The sequence below is a fragment of the Rhodophyticola sp. CCM32 genome (assembly GCF_004751985.1).
Classification (GTDB): domain Bacteria; phylum Pseudomonadota; class Alphaproteobacteria; order Rhodobacterales; family Rhodobacteraceae; genus Rhodophyticola.
In genome coordinates, this window is the sequence record NZ_CP038492.1 from 373,626 (window position 1) to 393,771 (window position 20,146).

Annotated in this window: 19 protein-coding genes; 12 read left to right on the forward strand and 7 right to left on the reverse strand. The window is 61.5% G+C overall.

Translation table 11 applies throughout. The features are described from left to right. Position 1 precedes the first annotated feature (1 nt). Together E2K80_RS01850 and E2K80_RS01855 are read right to left on the reverse strand one after the other, a co-directional pair. Positions 2 to 2,830, reverse strand: a complete 2,829-nt coding sequence (locus E2K80_RS01850) for a [protein-PII] uridylyltransferase (protein ID WP_135372216.1) — start codon at positions 2,828 to 2,830, stop codon at positions 2 to 4. Continuing rightward, entirely contained in the window at positions 2,790 to 3,962 is a 1,173-nt protein-coding gene (locus E2K80_RS01855) for a penicillin-binding protein activator (protein ID WP_135372218.1), read from the reverse strand. The genes E2K80_RS01850 and E2K80_RS01855 overlap by 41 nt, the downstream gene beginning before the upstream one ends. 93 nt (positions 3,963 to 4,055) lie before the next feature. Between E2K80_RS01855 and rsmI the strand changes: the two genes are divergently transcribed. The 3 genes from rsmI to gshB all read left to right on the forward strand — a co-directional run bounded on the left by rsmI (position 4,056) and on the right by gshB (position 6,370). Further along, positions 4,056 to 4,967 carry a 16S rRNA (cytidine(1402)-2'-O)-methyltransferase gene (gene rsmI / locus E2K80_RS01860; protein WP_135372220.1) on the forward strand — a complete coding sequence of 304 codons (912 nt, stop codon included), beginning with the start codon at positions 4,056 to 4,058 and terminating at the stop codon, positions 4,965 to 4,967. Then, positions 4,964 to 5,317 carry a YraN family protein gene (locus E2K80_RS01865; RefSeq protein ID WP_135372222.1) on the forward strand — a complete coding sequence of 118 codons (354 nt, stop codon included), beginning with the start codon at positions 4,964 to 4,966 and terminating at the stop codon, positions 5,315 to 5,317. Before rsmI ends, E2K80_RS01865 begins: the two co-directional genes overlap by 4 nt. A 111-nt stretch (positions 5,318 to 5,428) precedes the next feature. Beyond that, a complete protein-coding gene (gene gshB, locus E2K80_RS01870) occupies positions 5,429 to 6,370 on the forward strand; it encodes a glutathione synthase (protein WP_135376440.1) in 942 nt (313 codons plus the stop codon). A 110-nt stretch (positions 6,371 to 6,480) separates the two neighbouring features. On the opposite strand, the gene E2K80_RS01875 is transcribed toward gshB, so the two are convergent. The 4 genes from E2K80_RS01875 to cobU form a co-directional block, all read right to left on the reverse strand. Further along, the gene (locus tag E2K80_RS01875; RefSeq protein ID WP_135372224.1) at positions 6,481 to 8,019 is read right to left on the reverse strand and encodes a YifB family Mg chelatase-like AAA ATPase; all 1,539 of its coding nucleotides are present in this window, start codon (positions 8,017 to 8,019) and stop codon (positions 6,481 to 6,483) included. A gap of 126 nt (positions 8,020 to 8,145) precedes the next feature. Then, a complete protein-coding gene (locus tag E2K80_RS01880; protein ID WP_135372226.1) occupies positions 8,146 to 8,826 on the reverse strand; it encodes a glutathione S-transferase in 681 nt (226 codons plus the stop codon). Between the two features lie 58 nt (positions 8,827 to 8,884). Next, entirely contained in the window at positions 8,885 to 9,466 is a 582-nt protein-coding gene (locus tag E2K80_RS01885; protein ID WP_443216544.1) for a histidine phosphatase family protein, read from the reverse strand. Further along, on the reverse strand, positions 9,460 to 10,005 hold the full coding sequence (cobU, locus tag E2K80_RS01890; RefSeq protein ID WP_135372228.1) for a bifunctional adenosylcobinamide kinase/adenosylcobinamide-phosphate guanylyltransferase: 546 nt from the start codon (positions 10,003 to 10,005) through the stop codon (positions 9,460 to 9,462). The genes E2K80_RS01885 and cobU overlap by 7 nt, the downstream gene beginning before the upstream one ends. A 103-nt stretch (positions 10,006 to 10,108) precedes the next feature. Here cobU and E2K80_RS01895 point away from each other — a divergent pair, with 103 nt between their 5' ends. From E2K80_RS01895 to deoD, 9 genes are all read left to right on the forward strand, one after another. Then, positions 10,109 to 10,990, forward strand: coding sequence for an RNA polymerase factor sigma-32 (locus E2K80_RS01895; protein WP_135372230.1), 882 nt, complete (start codon positions 10,109 to 10,111; stop codon positions 10,988 to 10,990). Positions 10,991 to 11,081: 91 nt separating this feature from the next. Then, positions 11,082 to 12,281 carry a bifunctional phosphopantothenoylcysteine decarboxylase/phosphopantothenate--cysteine ligase CoaBC gene (gene coaBC, locus E2K80_RS01900; RefSeq protein WP_135372232.1) on the forward strand — a complete coding sequence of 400 codons (1,200 nt, stop codon included), beginning with the start codon at positions 11,082 to 11,084 and terminating at the stop codon, positions 12,279 to 12,281. A gap of 53 nt (positions 12,282 to 12,334) precedes the next feature. After that, on the forward strand, positions 12,335 to 12,802 hold the full coding sequence (gene dut, locus E2K80_RS01905) for a dUTP diphosphatase (RefSeq protein ID WP_135372234.1): 468 nt from the start codon (positions 12,335 to 12,337) through the stop codon (positions 12,800 to 12,802). After that, on the forward strand, positions 12,802 to 13,863 hold the full coding sequence (locus tag E2K80_RS01910; protein ID WP_135372236.1) for a HesA/MoeB/ThiF family protein: 1,062 nt from the start codon (positions 12,802 to 12,804) through the stop codon (positions 13,861 to 13,863). Before dut ends, E2K80_RS01910 begins: the two co-directional genes overlap by 1 nt. A 73-nt stretch (positions 13,864 to 13,936) precedes the next feature. Beyond that, on the forward strand, positions 13,937 to 14,725 hold the full coding sequence (locus tag E2K80_RS01915) for a transporter substrate-binding domain-containing protein (protein WP_135372238.1): 789 nt from the start codon (positions 13,937 to 13,939) through the stop codon (positions 14,723 to 14,725). 113 nt (positions 14,726 to 14,838) lie between these two features. Then, a complete protein-coding gene (locus tag E2K80_RS01920) occupies positions 14,839 to 15,585 on the forward strand; it encodes an amino acid ABC transporter permease (protein ID WP_238475621.1) in 747 nt (248 codons plus the stop codon). 160 nt (positions 15,586 to 15,745) lie between these two features. Continuing rightward, a complete protein-coding gene (locus E2K80_RS01925; protein WP_238475622.1) occupies positions 15,746 to 17,710 on the forward strand; it encodes a protein meaA in 1,965 nt (654 codons plus the stop codon). A 127-nt stretch (positions 17,711 to 17,837) separates the two neighbouring features. Continuing rightward, the gene (locus tag E2K80_RS01930; protein WP_135372244.1) at positions 17,838 to 18,149 is read left to right on the forward strand and encodes an H-NS histone family protein; all 312 of its coding nucleotides are present in this window, start codon (positions 17,838 to 17,840) and stop codon (positions 18,147 to 18,149) included. Positions 18,150 to 18,158: 9 nt separating this feature from the next. Beyond that, positions 18,159 to 18,863: a purine-nucleoside phosphorylase gene (gene deoD, locus E2K80_RS01935; protein ID WP_135372246.1), complete on the forward strand. Its 705-nt coding sequence runs from the start codon at positions 18,159 to 18,161 to the stop codon at positions 18,861 to 18,863. A gap of 500 nt (positions 18,864 to 19,363) precedes the next feature. Here the strand turns inward: deoD and E2K80_RS01940 are convergent, their stop codons facing one another. Next, positions 19,364 to 20,143 (reverse strand): succinate dehydrogenase iron-sulfur subunit, encoded by a 780-nt coding sequence (locus tag E2K80_RS01940; RefSeq protein ID WP_135372248.1) that lies wholly within the window; start codon positions 20,141 to 20,143, stop codon positions 19,364 to 19,366. Positions 20,144 to 20,146: the final 3 nt, after the last annotated feature.

A 20,146-nucleotide genomic window follows, 5' to 3' on the forward strand; every position in this document is an offset into this window, starting at 1 on the left:
CTCAGGCCCCGGCCCGTTCGGCAACCCGCGCAATCGCATCGCGCAGCTTGCGGTCCAGGCCATCCTGTTTCGATTTCGTGTGCAGTTTCAGCCCGAACATGTCTTTCACATAGAATGTATCGACCACCTGCGCGCCATAGGTCGCGATGACCGCGCTGGCGATATAGATATTGGCCGCGGCCAGGGTTTTGGTCAGATCGTAAAGCAGGCCCGGACGGTCCCGGGTGTCGACCTCGATGATCGTGTAGATTTCCGAGCCGTCATTGTCGAAGGTGATATTGGTCGGCACATCAAAGGGCCGCTCGCGCTTCTTGATCTTGTCGCGGTTTTCCAGCGCTTCGCTGGCCACGACCTCCCCTTTCAGGATCTTGCCGATCATGCCCTTCAGACGCGGCAGGCGTGCCTCTTCATAGGGGTTGCCATCCGCATCCTGCACCCAGAACACCGCCGTCGCGAAGCCGTCTTTCGATGTATAGGTCCGCGCATCCACCACATTCGCGCCCACCAGGCTCAACGCGCCGGACAGGCGGCTGAAAATGCCCGGGTGATCGGTCAGGGCGAAACAGACCCGCGTGGCATCCCGGTCGATATCGCGTCTGGTGTCGATCTTGATCCTGTCATTGTCCAGATCGCGCAACATCTTGGCGAATGTGATCTGGCTGGCCAGATCAAGACCCTGCCAATAGGGGCCGTAATGGCGGTTGATCTCGGCTTTCAGCGCCGGTTTCTCCCACCCGCTCAGCGCCTCGCGCAGGGCGCGTTTGGCCTCGCTTTCCAGTTTGTCGCGGTTCAGATCCTCAAGCCCGGTTTCCAGCGCCATCGCCGTGGCCCGGTACAAGCCTCTCAGCAGCGTTGCCTTCCAGTTGTTCCAGATCTCGGGTCCGACACCCCTGATATCGCAGACCGTCAGCACGGTCAGCAGATCCAGCCGGTCCTTGGTTTTCACCGCCTTGGCAAAATCCCTGACCGTGCGCGGGTCTGAAATGTCGCGTTTCTGCGCCATGTCCGACATCAGCAGATGATAGCGCACCAGCCATTCGACGGTTTCGCATTCCGCCGGTTTCAGCCCCAGACGGGGGCACAGGCTGCGTGCGATCCGGGCGCCAAGGATTGCGTGATCCTCCTTCCGGCCCTTGCCGATATCATGCAGCAGGCAGGCCACATACAGCACCTTGCGGTTCACGCCCCGGTCCAGAATACCTGAGGCGACGGGCAGTTCCTCGATCAACTCCCCCCGTTCGATCTGTGCCAGGGTCGAGATGACCTGGATCGTATGTTCATCCACCGTGTAGCTGTGATACATATTGAACTGCATCATCGCCACGATCTCGGCGAATTCGGGGATGAACGCGCCCAGCACGCCCACTTCGTTCATCCGTCGCAGGCTGCGTTCCGGGTTGCCGTGTTTCAGCATCAGATCAAGGAATATCCGGTTCGCCTCTGAGGTGCGGCGCAGGTCGTCGTCGATCAGGTCCCGATGGGCCGCGGCCATGCGCATCACGTCGGGATGCAGCAGATACCCGGTGCGCAACCCTTCCTCGAACAGGCGCAGCATATTCAGCCGGTCACCCAGAAACGCCGTCTCATCCGCGACACTCAACCGGTTCTGTTTCACCACATAGCCCGGTTTCAGCGCCTTGCGCCGTGCGCGCCCCCGAAACCGTCTCCACAATCCCGGCTCCTGTTTGACATGGCTGGCCTCCAGCGCGGTCAGGAAGATCCGGGTCAGCTCCCCCACGCGGGTGGCATGGCGGAAATAATCCTGCATGAAATGTTCCACCGCCCGGCGCCCGCCATGGTCGGTATAGCCCATGCGCGCGGCCACCTGCACCTGCATGTCAAAGGTCAGCTGGTCCTGCGCCCGGCCGGCGATCAGATGCAGATGGCAGCGCACCGACCACTGGAACCGCTCGGCCGCGTCGAAGGCGTTGAATTCCTCGGCCGAGAAAACGCCCAGCCCCACCAGTTCCGGGGCCAGTTGCACCCCGTGCAGATATTTTGCGATCCAGTAGAGTGTTTGCAGGTCGCGCAACCCGCCTTTGCCCTCTTTCACATTGGGTTCCAGCATATAGCGCTGACCGCCCTGCTTGCGGTGGCGGGTGGCGCGTTCGGCCAGTTTGGCCTCGATGAATTCCGGCGCCGTGCCGTTGAAAAGCTGGCTTTGCAATGTGTCCTGCAACTCGGCCGCCAGGGCCGCATCCCCATCCAGATGGCGCATTTCCAGAAAGGTGGTGCGGATCGTGAAATCCTCTTTGCCCAGGCGCAGGCAATCCCTGATGGTGCGGCTGGCATGGCCGACCTTCAGCCGCAGATCCCAAAGCATATACAGGGTCGATTCGATGATGCTTTCGATTTTCCCGGTCATTTTCCACGGGGTCACGAACAGCAGGTCAACATCGGAATAGGGTGCCATCTCCCCCCGGCCATAGCCGCCCACCGCCATCACCGCGACCCGTTCCGCATCGGTCGGGTTGGGGTTGGGATGCAGGCGGGTGACGGCCACATGCAACACTTCATGCAGCAGGGCATCGGTCAGATAGGCATAGGCGCGCAGCACCCGGCGTGCGCTGGTGGGATCGGCGGCAAAGGCCTCGGCAATCCGGGCGCGTCCGGCTTCCTGTGCGGCAGACAGATGGGTGACCACAGCGGCGCGGATCTGGCGCGCCCCGGTTAGATCGCGCGTGGCTTCCTTGATCTGCCGGCGCAGTGCTGCGGTGTCGCAAATCTCAACCGCCGGGCAGATCAGATCCGCCGCCCCCGACACTTCACACGGGATCGGCGGCGCGGGGTCAGAACCCGGCAGGTCCAAGGCGTCTTGGGGCAGGGTCAATCACGGTCACCTGGTTGTTTTGCACTTGCGCAATGGCCATGGCCCGCTGGTTGGTGCCATCGCTTCTGAGGCGGAATACCCCGTTCGCCCCGTTAAAGCCAGAGGATGCAGTCAGATCCGCCGCACCCAGACGCCCCTGACTGGCGGCGGTCTCGGCCACCGCCCGCATCGCGTCATAGCCGATCGCGGCCAGAACATGGGGCGGGTCCCCGTTCGCGGCGGCATAGCGCGCCTCGAAACCGGCGGCGGCTGCAGGGTCGGGCAGGGCAAACCAGCCGCCCTGCAGGCCCGACAGTTCCAGGGTCTGCGGCGGTGCATCCCACCGTGCCAGCCCGATCACCCGGGTCTCTTCCGTATCCAGCCCGTTTTCGGGCAGAAGCTGCGAGAAAAGCGGCAGGGCGCCGGATGCATCGGCGGTCAGGATCAGCGCATTGGTGTCGGTGGAGCGGATCGCGCTCATCACCTCCGGCAGGGCATCAACCACGCCGTTCTGGGAAAACTCATACCCCACACGTCCGGTGATGGTGACACCGGTACTGAAAACAGCACGTTCAACGGCTTCGCGCGCGACTTCGCCTGCCAGATTGCGCGCATGCAGGATCAACACCCGGTTGCGCCCCTGAGAGGCCGCATAGCCGACGACCCTTGCAGCGGTATTGTCATAGGTATGCCCCAGAACAAAGACATTGCCGCCCGCGATCTCGGTGTTGTTGGAAAAGCTGAGCACGTTGATATTGGCGCGGGCCACGGCCACGCCGACCGCGGCAGCAGCGTCTGAACGCAGCGGCCCGAGGATCACATCGGCCCCCGCGTTCACCGCCTGCTGCGCGACCGAGGCCGCCTGCGAGGCGCTGGCGGCGGTGTTATAGACGGTCAGGTTGATGTCGACACCCTGCACCTCTGTGAGCGCCATGCGCGCGGCATTTTCCAGGCTGCGCGCCACCAGATCGTCACCGGCATTGGCCGAGCCATAAGGCAACAGCATCGCCACCTCGATGGTCTGGCCCGAGACCCTGGGGCCGCTTGGCCCGCCTGAGGGGACACCCATCTGGCAACCCGCCAGAAATCCTGTCAGGGTGAAAACGGAAAGCAGCCGGAACGGCTTGCGGAAGCGACGCAAAGCAGAGATCATGAGGGTCCTTGTCTCCCTTGGGGCGGCAGTCATCAACGCGGGCAAGCCTAGTGCGTTCAGCACGGCAAGTAAACGCCGCCGGAGCCTTTGACGATGCCCGATTTCCCCGCCGGTCCCGGCCCCGCCGTCTATAACACCGCCGCCAGCCCCGCGCGCCATGTCCGGCTGTCGCCGGGGTTGTATTTTGTGGCGACCCCGATCGGGGCCGCGCGCGATATCACCCTGCGGGGACTGGATATTCTGCTCAGCGCCGATGTGATCGCGGCCGAAGATACGCGCACGGCCCGCAAGCTGATGGACTTGCATGGGGTGCCCCTTGGCGACAGGCCGCTTATCGCCTATCACGACCATAACGGACCGGCGCAGCGCCCGCGCCTGCTGGCGGCGCTGGGCGACGGGAAATCGGTGGCCTATGTTTCCGAGGCCGGAACGCCGCTGGTCGCCGATCCGGGCTATCAGCTGGGCCGTGCGGCGATTGAAGACGGGGTTTCGGTCATGGCCGCACCGGGACCATCGGCAGCACTTGCAGCGCTGACCGTGTCGGGGCTGCCAAGCGACCGGTTTCTTTTTGCAGGGTTCCCGCCCGGCCCGGGCGCGGCGCAAAAACGGTTTCTGGAAGGCCTGAAAGAGATCGACGCGACGCTTGTGCTTTATGAAAGCCCCAAACGTGTTCACCGATTGTTAGATGTTTTGGATCATGTTCTGGGGGCAGATCGGCAGATTGCCCTGTGCCGCGAACTGACCAAACGCTTTGAAGAGGTGATCCGCGGCACCATCACATCCGTGCAGGAGGCGATCGCAGATCGGGTATTGAAAGGTGAAATCGTGCTGGTGATCGGGCGGGGACAGCCCGTGCAAGCCAGCGCAGAGGAGATTGAGACCGCCTTGCGGGCGGCGCTGAAGACTCTGCGGGTCAGGGATGCCGCAACCGAAGTTGCGGAGGCGCTGGGTCTGCCGCGGCGCGTGGTCTATCAGGCGGCCCTCAAACTTGGAGATGACGGATGAATGGACGGATCAATAATCTTGCGGGCAAAGCCGCCGAGGAACAGGTGGCGGCGCAATATGTGCGGTCCGGCCATGTGATTCTGTCGCGCCGCTGGCGCGGACGGGCCGGTGAAATTGATCTGGTGACCACGAAAGATGGCGAAACGATTTTCGTGGAGGTCAAGAAAAGCCGCAGTTTTGCCCGTGCTGCAGAGCGGCTGTCGCGGCGGCAGATGCGCCGGATCTATAGCAGCGCATCAGACTATCTTGGTCATCTGCCCCGGGGGCAGAACAGTGATGCCCGGTTTGATGTGGCATTGGTGAATGATCTGGGCGCAATAGAGATTATCGAAAACGCCCTTTGCGCCTGATCCGCGATTTCGCCCTCCGTGATTTCGCCCATTGCAAGCCCGCCTCTGCCGCGCCATGTAAGCGGAACCCTTGGGGTTTTGGCATATACGGGACGGAGTGCGGCAATGGCCCTGAAAATCGCCTTTCAGATGGATCCGATTGACCGGGTCGATATCAATGCCGACAGCAGTTTTCGCCTTGCGGAAGAGGCACAGGCGCGCGGGCATGCGTTGTTTTTCTACACGCCGGACCGGCTTGCCTATCAGGAAGGCCGGGTTACCGCGCGTGGATGGCCATTGTGGGTGCAGCGCGTTCAGGGGGATCATTTTTCTCTTGGCGAAGAGGTTGAGATTGATCTGGCCGATTGGGATGTGATCTGGCTGCGTCAGGATCCGCCTTTCGACATGGGCTATATCACCACCACACATCTGCTGGACCGGGTTCATCCGGGCACATTGGTGGTGAATGACCCGTTCTGGGTGCGGAATTATCCTGAAAAGCTGCTGGTGCTGGATTTCCCCGATCTGACGCCGCCCACAACCATCGCCCGGGATCTGGAGACGCTGAAAGCCTTCAAGGCGCGCCATGGCGACATCATCCTGAAACCGCTTTACGGCAATGGTGGCGCCGGGGTGTTTCGCCTGACACCGGAAGACCGGAACCTCAATTCCCTGCATGAGCTGTTTTCCGGCATCAACCGGGAGCCATTGATCGCCCAGAAATTCCTGCCCGATGTCAGCGCCGGGGATAAACGGATCATTCTGGTGGATGGTGAACCTGTGGGTGGCATCAACCGGGTGCCTGCCGCAGGGGAGACACGTTCGAACATGCATGTGGGCGGGCGACCCGAGAAAACCGGACTGACCGAGCGGGAGCTGGAAATCTGTGCCCGGATCGGGCCGCTCCTGCGCGAGAAGGGGCAGGTTTTTGTGGGCATCGACGTGATCGGCGGCTGGCTGACCGAGATCAATGTGACCTCCCCCACCGGCATTCAGGAGCTGGAGCGATTCGACGGGATGAATATCGCCGAGAAGATCTGGCAGGCGATCGAGGCCAGATGCGCCGCGGAGTAGGGTGGCGAGGTGCTGTGCCAGCCTCTGCAAACGGGTCTCCTGCGTCGGAATAGGTTACAAACAAGCCCGATATCGCGAATTTTTGTAACCTTTCCTGTGATGTCTGCACATCACTCCCCGGTTCCGATCAGCCGGAAACCGATGGCCTCGGCGATATGTGGTGCGCCCACATCCTTATCGCCGTCCAGATCGGCAATGGTGCGGGCCACCCGGCGGATGCGGTGATATCCGCGCGCCGAAAGATGAAAGTGCTCTGCCGCTTTGGCAAGCAGGTCTTTCCCCTCAACATCCGGTGTCGCGATCGCGTCCAGCAGATCCCCCTCGGCATCCGCATTGCAGCGGGCCGCAACGCCAAGGGCGGCAAAGCGGGTTTCCTGCCGGGTCCGCGCCGTGGCGATGCGCTTGGCGATTGTGGCGCTGTCTTCGCCGGAGGGTGGCAGATCCAGATCGGCATAACCCACGGGCGGAACTTCCAGCCGCAGATCGAACCGGTCCATCAGCGGGCCGGAGATTTTGCCAAGATAATCGTCACCACAAAGTGGTGCCCGTCCGCAGGCCTGATTGGCATCGTAAAGATGCCCGCAGCGGCAGGGATTGGCGGCGGCGATCAGCAGGAACCGGCAGGGATAGGTGACATGGGCATTGGCGCGGGCAACGACCACATCGCCGGTTTCAATCGGCTGGCGCAGGGTTTCCAGCACCGTGCGGGGATATTCCGGGAACTCGTCAAGAAACAGAACGCCGTTATGAGCCAGGCTGATCTCGCCGGGTTTCGCACCGCGCCCGCCGCCGACAATGGCGGCCATCGAGGCGGTGTGATGCGGCGCGCGATAGGGGCGGCTGCGGGAGATGCCACCCTCGTCCAGTAGACCCGCCAGCGACTGGATCATTGAGGTTTCCAGCGCCTCGGCGGCAGAAAGAGGCGGCAAAAGCCCCGGCAGGCGCGCGGCCAGCATGGATTTGCCCGACCCGGGCGGGCCAACCATCAACAGGTGGTGACGCCCTGCGGCCGCAATTTCAAGCGCACGTTTGGCGCGTTCCTGGCCCCGGACTTCGCGCAGGTCTTTTGGTGAGCTCTCCTGCCTGATCTCTCCCGGCGTGGCGGGGGAAAGCGGGCTGCGGTCGGTCAGATGGGCAATCATCCGGGCAAGCGATGCGGCGGCGAAAACCGGTGTGGCCCCGACCCAGGCGGCCTCTGCCCCGCAGGCGGCGGGGCAGAGCAGTGCCCTGTTATCTTCCCCTGCGGCAAGGGCCGCTGGCAGCGCGCCGATCACGCCCACAAGCGTGCCGTCCAGCGACAATTCACCAAGGGCCACGGCCTCTTCCACGGTTTCGCGGGGCACGATACCCAGGGCGGCGAGCACGGCCAGGGCAATCGGCAGGTCGAAATGAGACCCCTCTTTCGGCAGGTCCGCAGGCGACAGGTTGATGGTGATCCGTTTCGACGGCAGGGCGATGGCCATGGCGGAAAGCGCTGTGCGCACCCGTTCACGGGCTTCCGAGACCGCCTTGTCCGGCAGGCCGACAATGGCGAATGCGGGCAGGCCGGGGGTGACGGCGCACTGAACCTCGACACGCTTTGCCTCAAGCCCTTCAAAAGCAACGGTATGGGTTTTGGCAAGCGTGTCGGGGCGGGCGGTGTCCAGCATGATCAACCGCTAAGGGCACAGGGTTAGCAAAGCGTTAATGCGAACAGGCTTCAAGGACACACCCCACAGCCGCCCCGGTCTGTTCTTAACCCGGCATGCGGTGTTTCAGGCCAACCGCAAACCTGTTCAGGCGGGCATCGGGAACGGGCAGCGGGGCAGGTTCATCTCGTAATGGGATTGTTCCGGCCCATCGGTGAACCCGGCCTCATACCAGCTGCGGAAGGCCGGGTGGCTGAGATGATGGACGACATAGGCCCGTGCCTGGTCTGACACGGGCAGATCATAGGTCACAATCCGCGTGGCCACCGGGGCAAAGACCACATCGGCCAGAGAATAGGCGCCGCAGAGCCATGGGCCACTATGGGCGACGAGGGCTTCGGACCAGATCGTTTCCAGTCGTTTCAGATCGGTGCGCACTGCGTCAGATGGCTCAAACCCGACCCATCCGGTGCGCAGGTTCATCGGGCAGGCCCCGCGCAGCGCGGTGAAGCCCGCATGCATTTCCGATATCAGGCTCAAGGCCCGGGCGCGGGCGGCAGGGGCATCGGGCAGAAGGCCCCGGTCGGGAAAGGCTTCGGCCAGATACCAGGCGATGGCCATGCTGTCGGTCAAAAGCCCGCCTTCGGGGGTACGCACCACAGGCACGGTGCGCCCGGGTGCAAATTCGGCCACATCCCGGGCAAACCGGTCATCATAAAGCCGGGTGACCGAAACCTCGACCGGGATGTCAAAGGCGGCGAAAGGAAGCCAGCCACGCAGGGACCAGCTTGAATAGGAACGATCAGCGATCAGAAGGGAATATGTCATATACTCATTGGGACCGGCTTGCCCCGGTTGGTCAATCGGCAATTTCTGATCCGGGTCATCACGGGGTGTGATTGATCTGCCCCAGCTGCCAGCCATCCGGCCCGTGCCGCAGGGTGGTGACGGAAAGATTGTCGATCTTGTGGCTCAGAACCTCTGCCGGGGTTGCGCCCGAGGCCATGGCGATCTGGGTCATGATCACCCCGATATGGGCGACCGCGACAATGTCATGGCCCGCATGTTCTGCGGTGAATGCGCTGACCACCGGGGCGACGCGGGCCGCAAGCTGATGCCAGCTTTCCCCCTCTGGCGGGGCGATATCGCCCGGGGCTTCCCAGAATATGCGGCTAAGCTCCGGGTCGCTTGCGGTGACATCATTGAAGGGCATCCCGTCCCAGAGACCGAAATTGAATTCTCTCAAACCCGGATGCGCGGGCAGACGGGTACGCCCAGCTGCCAGAACATCCGCCGTTGCGCTGGCCCGGACAAGATCGGAGGAGATCAGCAGCGCCTTCTGCGGCAGAAAGGCGTTCAGCCGTGCGATCCGCGCGTGGTCGGACAGATCGGCGGGCAGATCGCGCCAGCCGGTAAATCCGGTTGCATGGGTCGGCCCGTGGCGCACCCACCACCAGCGGGTCACCATGGGGTATCCAGGCCCGGCAGCGCGCCTTTCAGGACATGGGGCAATCCGACGGTGACCTGCACCACCAGCCCGGCCTTTGCGGCCATGTGCTGGTTCATGCGCCCTTGCGCATCGCGAAAGTCGCGGCCAAGGCGGGTGTCGGGCACAATGCCCTGACCGACCTCGTTGCTGACCACAACCACCGGCGCCTCGGTTTGCAGCATCACCTCGATCAGCTGATCGGCCTGATCCGCCCAGTCCAGCCCTGCCAGCATCACATTGCTGAGCCAGAGCGTGGCGCAATCGACCAGTGCGATCTCTTCGGTTTCCAGTGTGGCCAGGGCCGGGGCGACCTCAAGCGGGGCCTCGACCGTGCGCCAGCCCTGACCGGCGCGCGCCTTGCGATGTGCCTCGATCCTGGCCTGCATATCTGCGTCAAACGCCTGTGCGGTGGCCAGATAGACCTTGGCCAGATCACTGTGCCGGACCAGACGTTCGGCAAAGGCGGATTTGCCCGAAGACGCGCCCCCGATGACAAGGCTGAGAGAAGGCAGAGGCAATTATATGTCCCTTCCGGTGAACCAGTTGGCGGTTTGCATCGTAACACTCATAGAGCCGCAAAAACATGCGGTCCAATATCAAAGATGCAGCGGAGGGAAAGTCATGGCTTTGGATATGGTTGGAAATCCGTCATTCATGCGCCGCGCGATGCGGGCGGAACTGCTGGATGCGGATACGGAATTGCGTCTGGCCTATGCCTGGCGGGACCACCGGGATGAAGCGGCACTGCACCGGCTGATCACAGCCTATATGCGGCTGGCAATCTCGATGGCGGCGAAATTCAAACGCTACGGCGCCCCGATGAATGATCTGGTGCAGGAGGCCGGTCTGGGCCTGATGAAGGCGGCGGAACGGTTTGACCCCGATCGCGGTGTGCGGTTTTCGACCTATGCGGTCTGGTGGATCAAAGCTTCGGTCCAGGATTATGTGATGCGCAACTGGTCGATGGTCAGGACCGGATCGACCAGCAGCCAGAAATCCCTGTTTTTCAACATGCGCCGGGTGCAGGCCCGGCTGGAACGCGAGGCCATGGCTGCCGGTCAGCCATTGGACAAACATCAGTTGCGGCAGATGATCTCGACCGAGGTGGGGGTGCCGCTCAACGATGTGGAGATGATGGAGGGCCGCCTGTCGGGGTCTGATTATTCCCTGAATGCGACGCAATCCGCCGAGGATGAGGGGCGGGAATGGATCGACGCGCTGGAGGATGACAGTGCGCAGGCCGCAGAACTGGTGGAACATGCCCATGATACCAAACAGCTGCGCGACTGGCTGATCACCGCGATGAATGCCCTGAACGAGCGGGAGCGCTATATCGTGCGGGAACGGAAATTGCGCGACAAGCCGCGGACTTTGGAAAGCCTGGGTGATGAGATGGGCCTGTCGAAGGAACGTGTGCGCCAGCTGGAGACGGCGGCCTTTGGCAAGATGCGCAAAACCCTGGAAGCACAGTCGACAGAGGTTCTGTCTTTCTTCGCCGCGTGAGGGTTTATATGTCCGGGTGCTGAAGGTGTGCCGCGTTGACCTTGACCGTCTGGCCTGCCTAACCTGCGCCAGCGCATAAGGAAAACCGGATATGCTGACGGGCAAACGTATTTTATTGATCATCGGGGGTGGCATCGCGGCCTATAAGTCGCTGGATCTGATCCGGCGATTGCGGGATCAGGGGGCCGATGTGGTGCCGGTTCTGACCAAGGCGGCAGAACAGTTCGTGACGCCTTTGAGCGTGTCGGCGCTGGCGGCGCAGAAAGTGTATCGGGACCTGTTCGATCTGACCGATGAGGCGGAGATGGGACATATTGAGCTGTCCCGCGCCGCCGATCTGGTGGTTGTGGCCCCTGCCACCGCTGATCTGATGGCGAAAATGGCGGGGGGGCATGCGAATGATCTGGCCTCGACCCTGCTGATGGCCACGGATAAGTGCGTGCTGATCGCGCCAGCGATGAATGTGCGGATGTGGGAGCATCCGGCGACAAGGCGCAATCTGGCGGTGTTGCGGGGCGATGACGTGCTGGTTGTGGGGCCTGATGAGGGCCATATGGCCTGTGGCGAGTTCGGGCCGGGGCGGATGTCGGAGGTGCCTGATATCGTGGCCGCCATCGGTGCCGCCCTGGGGGAGGGGCCTCTGAAAGGCCGCCATGTGATCGTGACCTCGGGCCCGACCCATGAACCGATTGACCCGGTGCGCTATATCGCCAACCGGTCCTCCGGTGCGCAGGGCGCGGCGCTGGCGGTGGCATTGCGCGATCTGGGCGCGCAGGTAAGTTTTGTCACCGGACCGGCAGCGGTTGCGCCGCCTGACGGCGTCGCGGTGGCGCAGGTGGAGACGGCGCGCGAGATGGACCAGGCGGTGCGCGCGGCCCTGCCAGCGGATGCAGCGGTTTTTGCCGCTGCGGTGGCGGATTGGCGGGTGGAAAACGCGGCGGATCAGAAGATGAAGAAAGGGGCCGGCGGGATGCCGGTGCTGGAATTTGCCGAGAACCCGGACATTCTGGCCGGGGTGGCGCAGATGTCAAAGGGGCGACCTGCGCTGGTTGTGGGCTTTGCGGCGGAGACCGAGGATGTGGTGGCTTTCGCACAGGCGAAGCTGGCGCGGAAAGGTTGTGACTGGATCGTGGCCAATGATGTCTCACCCGGGACCGGGATCATGGGCGGGGCGGAAAATGCGGTGCATCTGATCACCGCAGATGGTGTCGAGGAGTGGCCGCGTATGGCCAAGGGGGCGGTTGCGGCGCGGCTGGCGGCGCGGATTGCCGAGGCGTTGGGGGCGGGGTGAGACCGTCGGAGCCTCCGGCGGAAGTATTTGACAAGATAGAGAAGCAGGGGCGGATGGGCGTTGATGTTCAGGTGATGCGGGAAGACTGGGCCGATGCCGGGGTGGCCTTGCCCGATTATGCGACGGCGGGGGCGGCGGGCGCGGATTTGCGGGCCAATTTTGCCGAGGCGGAGCGGGCGCAGGGGATGATCCTGCAGCCGATGGAGCGGCGGATCGTGCCCACCGGATTGCGGGTGGCCCTGCCTGCGGGGTTCGAGATGCAGATCCGGCCCCGGTCGGGGCTGGCGCTGAAACACGGGATCAGCCTGCCCAACACCCCGGGGACGATTGACAGCGATTATCGCGGACCCCTTGGGGTGTTGCTGGTGAATTTCGGCGACCGGGCGTTTGCGATTGCCCATGGGGACCGGATTGCCCAGGCGATCATCGCGCCGGTGGTGCAGGCGCGGTTTCAGCTTGTGATTGGTCTGGAGGAGACGGCACGCGGGGGTGGCGGGTTTGGCTCCACCGGCATCGGCTGATGGCGCTGGTGCTGATCCTGGCCGCTGTGATCCTTGTGATCGGTCATCTGATGGGCGCGCCCTGGCTGGCGCGCCTCTATATGCTGGGGCTGCTTTATGTGGCGGTTCTGGCCTTGCAGATTATGTTGCCGGATGGGCATCCGCTGCGCATGGCCACGGGCGAGAGCCCCGCGCTTTGGCTGATCCTCGGCGGTGCTGTTCTGATGATCCTGGGGTATCGCGCGGTGCTGGGCCGGTTGCGGGCCCGGGCAGAGCTGGTGCAGGCGGGGATGGTACAGGCCGGGCGGGCCGCCCCGGTTTCGGCCCCGTTGTTTTCCGGTGATGAACTGGAACGGTATGCCCGCCACATCACCCTGCCCGATATCGGCGGGCGCGGGCAGCGGGCGCTGAAAGAGGCAAGTGTGCTGGTTGTGGGGGCCGGGGGGCTGGGCTCGCCCGTGCTGTTATATCTGGCGGCGGCGGGGGTGGGGACCATCGGGGTGATTGATGGCGACCGGGTCGATCTGTCAAATCTGCAACGGCAGGTGATCCATACCGATCAGCGTCAGGAGATGCCGAAAGTGTTTTCGGCGGAGGTCGCGATCAGGGCGCTGAACCCGTTTGTGGAGGTCAAACCCTATCACCGGGAGCTGACGGCGCAGATCGCCGCAGGATTATTTGCGGAATATGACCTTATCCTTGACGGGACCGACAGCTATGCCAGCCGCGATATGATCAACCGCGCGGCGCGAGCAAGCGGCAGGCCGGTGCTGGCCGGGGCCATTTCTGCCTGGGAGGGGCAGGTGACACTCTATGACCCGGCGGGCGATGCGCCGTGTTTCGCCTGTGTCTTTCCCAACCCCCCCGCCCCGGAACTGGCGGCGACCTGTGCCGAGACCGGGGTGATCGGGGCATTGCCGGGGGTTGTGGGCAGTATGATGGCGCTGGAGGCGGTGAAGGAGATCACTGGCGCGGGGCAGGGTTTGCGTGGTCGGATGCTGATTTATGATGCGCTGCATGGCGAGACCCGGGTGATTTCGCTGAAACGGCGGGCGGATTGCGCAGTTTGCGGGGCGGGGTAGGCCTGTCTCCCCTTGCCCTTATGTGTCGGCACGCCATACTCGGGCGCCATAACCAAAGGGAGTACCTGACCCGATGAAACATCTGCTTGCCGCCACGGCACTTCTTGCCGCCACTGCCATCTGCGCAACCGCCCAGGACCTGCCCGATCTTGAGGGGCGCGAGGTGGTGATTGTCACCGAAAACGCCTATCCGCCCCTGCAATTTGTCGATCCCGCGACCGGGGATGCCATCGGCTGGGAATATGACGCGATGGCAGAGATTGCCGAGCGTCTGAACATGGCTGTGACCTATCAGAATATCAGTTGGGATGCGATGATCCCGGCGGTGTCCGAAGGGCAGTATGATATGGGCATGACCGGAATCACCATTCGCGAGGATCGCGCAGAACTGGTCGATTTCTCTGACCCCTATATGGTCAGCCAGATGCGCATGCTGGTGCGGGCCGATGAGACCCGGTTCGACGATGCCGAAGGATTTGCGGCGGATGAAGAGTTGCTGCTGGGCACCCAGGCCGGGATCACGCCGTTTTATGTGGGCGTCTATGAGGTGCTGGACGGGGATGAGGCCAACCCGCGGATCGTGCTGTTGGAGACCATTCCGGCGGCGGTTCAGGCATTGCTGAGTGATGACGTGGATATGGTGTTGAGCGACAGCGCCGGGGGCGAGGCCTATGTCAATGCCAACCCCGATCGGCTGAAACTGGTGGGGGCGCCGCTGGGCACCGAGGAATTCGGTTTCATTTTTCCCAAGGGCTCCGATCTGGTGGCGCCGGTCAATGCGGCCATCGCGGCAATGCGGGCCGATGGCACGCTGGATATGCTCGATCAGCGCTGGTTCGTCGATTACAGCCTCGGCCAGTAAGGCGGGGCGGGTGGCCCATATCCCTGCCTTGGCTTTGCAGCACCGGGGCAGGGGGCTGTTATGATCCCGCCCCGGGCCCGTCGGATCGGGATTTTCCCTGGTGGCTTCTGGCTGTGCTGGGCCTTGGGGCTTATGCGCTTTGGCAGGTGCTGACCGATGCGGTCTATCTGCAAGTGCTCGACACGCTGCGCCGGGGTGTTCTGATCACCATTTTCGTGACGCTGGTGGGGTTTGCGCTGGCCGCATCCCTGGGGTTGCTTCTGGCGCTGGCCAGCCTGTCGCGCCATCTGATCCTGCGCCAGATGGCCCGGTTCTATATCGAGATCATCCGCGGCATTCCGATTATCGTTCTGCTGCTATACGTGGCCTTTGTCTTCGCACCTGCGCTGGTGGCGGGCTATAACGGGTTGGCCGAAATGGCGGGGGTCGAGGCGATACGCACCCGCGATTTCCCCCTGCTCTGGCGGGCGATCATCGCGCTGGCCATCGGCTATTCGGCCTTCATCGCCGAGGTGTTTCGCGCCGGTCTGCAATCCATCGACCGGGGCCAGATTGAAGCGGCAGAGGCGCTGGGTCTGAACCGCTGGAACCGGTTTCGCCATATCATCTTTCCACAGGCGATACGGACGATCCTGCCGCCATTGGGCAATGATTTTGTCGCCATGGTGAAGGATTCGAGCCTGGTTTCGGTTCTGGGAGTGCTGGATATCACCCAATTGGGAAAGGTCACGGCGGCCAGCAATTTCCGGTATTTCGAGACCTATAATGTGGTGGCGCTGATTTATCTGACGATGACCATCACCTTGTCGATATTGCTGCGCCGGCTGGAGCAGCGGATGCGCCAGTCACAGGACCGGTAGACCTGCTGATCTTATGACTTTGACCTGCTGAATCCGGGTTTGGATGATCCGATTCCAAAGCCGTTATGCCGCGATGCAGCGAATTGACATCGACATAATATTTCCCATATATATCGCGTAACGGAATAAAATTGCCGTATCGGAATCGGGAGACATGGCCGTGACCGCTCACAAAGACCGCCCCTGGCTTATTCGCACCTATGCGGGCCATTCGACCGCCGCTGCGTCGAACGCGCTGTACCGGGGCAATCTGGCAAAGGGGCAGACCGGCCTTTCCGTGGCTTTCGATCTGCCGACGCAGACCGGATATGACAGCGATCATGACCTGGCCCGGGGGGAGGTTGGCAAGGTCGGGGTGCCGGTGGCGCATCTGGGCGATATGCGGGCCCTGTTCGATCAGATCCCGCTGGATCAGATGAATACCTCGATGACAATCAATGCAACGGCGCCCTGGCTATTGGCGCTTTATATTGCCGTGGCGGAAGAACAGGGGGCGGATATCACGGCCCTGCAGGGGACGGTTCAGAATGACCTGATCAAGGAATATCTCAGCCGTGGCACATATATCTGCCCGCCTGCGCCAAGCCTGAAGATGATCGCGGATGTGGCGGAATATTGTTATGCCAATATCCCGAAATGGAACCCGATGAATGTGTGTTCCTATCATCTGCAAGAGGCCGGCGCGACACCGGAACAGGAATTGGCTTTTGCATTGGCAACGGCGACGGCGGTTCTGGATGCGTTGCGCCCCCGGGTCGCGGCAGAGGATTTTCCGGCATTGGTCGGCCGGATTTCATTCTTTGTGAATGCGGGTATCCGGTTTGTCACCGAGATGTGCAAAATGCGCGCCTTTGTCGATTTGTGGGATGAGATATGTGCTACACGATACGGTGTCGAGGACCCGAAATACCGTCGTTTCCGATACGGGGTGCAGGTTAACTCGCTTGGGCTGACCGAACAGCAGCCCGAGAATAACGTCTATCGTATTCTGATCGAAATGCTGGCGGTGACCCTGTCGAAAAACGCGCGCGCCCGGGCGGTGCAATTGCCCGCCTGGAACGAGGCGCTTGGCCTGCCGCGGCCCTGGGATCAGCAATGGTCAATGCGGATGCAGCAAATCCTGGCGTTTGAAACCGACCTTCTGGAATATGGCGATCTGTTTGATGGCAATCCGGTGGTTTCGGCCAGGGTGGAGGCGTTGAAAGAGGGCGCGCGGGCTGAATTGTCTAATCTGGACTCGATGGGCGGGGCCATTGCCGCGATTGACTATATGAAGGGCCGGCTGGTCGAATCCAATGCAGACCGGCTGAATGGGATCGAAAGCGGCGAGACTATGGTGGTTGGCGTTAATAAATTCACCACAACAGAGCCCTCGCCCCTGATGGGATCGGATGGGGGGATCATGGTGGTGGACCCGGCGACGGAGGCCGACCAGATCGCGCGTCTGAACGGCTGGCGGGCCGAGCGGGACGCAGAGGCGGTTGACGCAGCGCTTGCCGGGCTGAAAAAGGCCGCGCAAAACGGTGAAAATATCATGCCACCGTCAATTGTGGCGGCGAAAGCAGGCGTGACCACAGGCGAATGGGCCGGTGTGATGCGCGCGGTCTTTGGCGAATATCGAGGACCGACAGGGGTCTCGCGCAGCCGGTCCAACAAAACCGATGGGCTGGAAGATATCCGCGAAGCGGTGGATGCCGTCAGTGATAAACTGGGACGGCGATTGACGTTTCTGGTGGGCAAACCGGGGCTGGATGGCCATTCAAATGGGGCCGAACAAATTGCGTTTCGCGCGCGTGATTGCGGAATGGATATCGCCTATGAGGGGATTCGCCTGACACCGCAGGAAATTGTCGCGGCGGCCCGGAAAGACGGGGCCCATGTGATTGGTTTATCGATTCTGTCAGGTAGTCATGTGCCACTTATTGAGGACGTGATGGACAGATTGCGGGCCGAAGATCTGTCTCACATTCCGGTGATTGTCGGCGGTATTATCCCCGATGATGATGTGGCAAAATTGCAGAGTTTCGGAGTTGCAAAAGTCTATACACCAAAGGATTTCGAACTGAATCGTATCATGATGGACATTGTTTATCTGGTAAATACGCTCTCTTTGGCAGCCGAGTGACCCTCGCGTAAACATATTTCAGCGTCGGTGTAAACCTGCCTAAAAGTACATGTCCTTTAACAAGTGCCTATTGCATGCTGCAGAATACCGGCATAGCAGAGAGACACCATCAGAAGGGACACATGGAATGGCTAAAAAACTGAGCGCAATGTCGCGCAATGAATTACTTGAATTGCAGAAAGAAGTGACTGCTGCGTTGAAGGACTTCGATAAGCGTAAGAAAAAAGAGGCTTTGGTTGCCGCACAGAAAGCGGCGAAAGAGCACGGGTTCTCTTTGGATGAGATCCTGGGCGGAAAATCCGGGTCTGGCCCGAAATCGCCGCCGAAATACGCCAACCCCGCCGATCCCAGTCAGACCTGGACCGGACGTGGTCGCCAGCCTGGCTGGATTAAAGAGGCGCTTACAAGTGGAAAATCGCTTGACACAATGGCGATCTGACCAACCGAGATGACCGTACATATTGGTGCAAAGCCCGGTGATATTGCCGAAACTGTCCTTATGCCAGGCGACCCGCTGCGCGCGAAATGGGCGGCAGAACGGTTTTTGGACGATCCAGTTTGTATAAATGAAGTGCGAGGTATGCTGGGCTTTACCGGGACCTGGAAAGGGAACCGGGTTACGATTCATGGCTCAGGTATGGGGATGCCCAGCCTGTCGATATATGCCAATGAGCTGATCCGGGATTACGGCGCGAAGACGCTGATCCGGATCGGCTCTGCCGGTGCGATGCAAACATATGTGAAACTGCGCGACGTGGTGCTGGCGATGACCTCAACCACGCTGTCAACGCCGTCGCGGGGTATCTTCAAAGAGCTGAACTATGCCCCCTGCGCCGATTACGGCCTGCTGCAGGCGGCCCATAAGGCGGCGGGTTCCAAAGGCTGTGATACGCATGTGGGCGGGATTTATTCGTCTGATGTGTTTTATGATGAACGCCCGGACCTGACCGAGCAGATGACCCGTCACGGTGTTCTTGCCGTCGAGATGGAGGCCGCCGAGCTGTATATACTGGCGGCCCGCCATGGCATTCGGGCGCTGGCGGTTCTGACGATATCGGATCATCTGATCACGGGGGAGGCTTTGCCGTCGGAAGACCGGCAATCGAGTTTCTCCGACATGGTGGAAATCGCTTTGGAAGCGGCTTTCACATAGGCGCTGCCCCCCGTCCGTTCAGGGGGGCGGATTTACACTACGATTACACTCCAATAAAGCGCCCGCGCCCCTTGGGGGCGGCTCAGACGCTGCCCGGCGGGGCCGCCGGGCGGGAGGGTGATGCGGGGTGATTCAGGATTTCAGGCCGAAGCTATAGAGCAGAAATCGTTTAATATGAATCAAAATTCTCTGCCTCCGGGTCAGCAAACTGTTGATCCAATGCGTTTCAACAGTAAGCCGAAACGCTATAGAACGCGAATTTTGATGAGCGGTGGTGCAGATTAAAGCACCCTGCCTTAAACTTGAATCACAAATACCCTGCCACGCTTCGCGTTCTCGGGACATTTGTGATGCGCGATGTCTCAGGTTTAAGGCAGCATGCTGTAAAACGATTTCGCTATAGCGTTCCGGGGCACATTGGTGAGATGTCATCGCTCAGGTTGAAGGCGGGGCGCTGTAGCAGAAACACACTGTCGATATCGCAAGGCGTGCCGGGCGCCTCAATACGCCCGTTCGACCATCATCTTCTTGATCTCTGCGATGGCTTTGGCGGGGTTCAGACCTTTGGGGCAGGTCTTCGTGCAGTTCATGATCGTGTGGCAGCGGTAAAGCTTGAACGGGTCTTCCAGATCGTCCAGACGTTCCCCCGTTGCCTCATCCCGGCTGTCGATGATCCAGCGATAGGCATGCAACAGCGCGGCGGGCCCGAGATAGCGGTCGCCATTCCACCAATAGCTGGGGCAGGACGTGGAGCAGGAGGCGCACATGACACATTCATAAAGCCCGTCGAGTTTTTTGCGGTCGTCGATCGACTGGCGCCATTCATGTTCGGGGCGCTGGGTTTTGGTTTCCAGCCAGGGCATGACGGCGGCGTGCTGGGCATAGAAATGCGTCAGATCCGGGATCAGGTCCTTGACCACGGGCATATGTGGCAGCGGGTAGATTTTCACATCCCCCTTGATCTCGTCCATGCCGTAGATGCAGGCCAGCGTATTGATCCCGTCGATATTCATCGCGCAGGACCCACAGATGCCTTCGCGGCAGGACCGGCGGAAGGTCAGGCTTGGGTCGATCTCGGTCTTGATCTTGATCAGTGCATCCAGAACCATGGGCCCGCAGGTGTCCATATCGACAAAATACGTGTCGACCCTTGGGTTCTCGCCATCATCGGGGCTCCAGCGATAGATGCTGAATTTCCGCACATTGCCGGCCCCGGCCGGTTTGGGCCAGGTTTTGCCGACGCGAACGCGCGAGTTTTTGGGGAGCCTCAGTTCAACCATGTC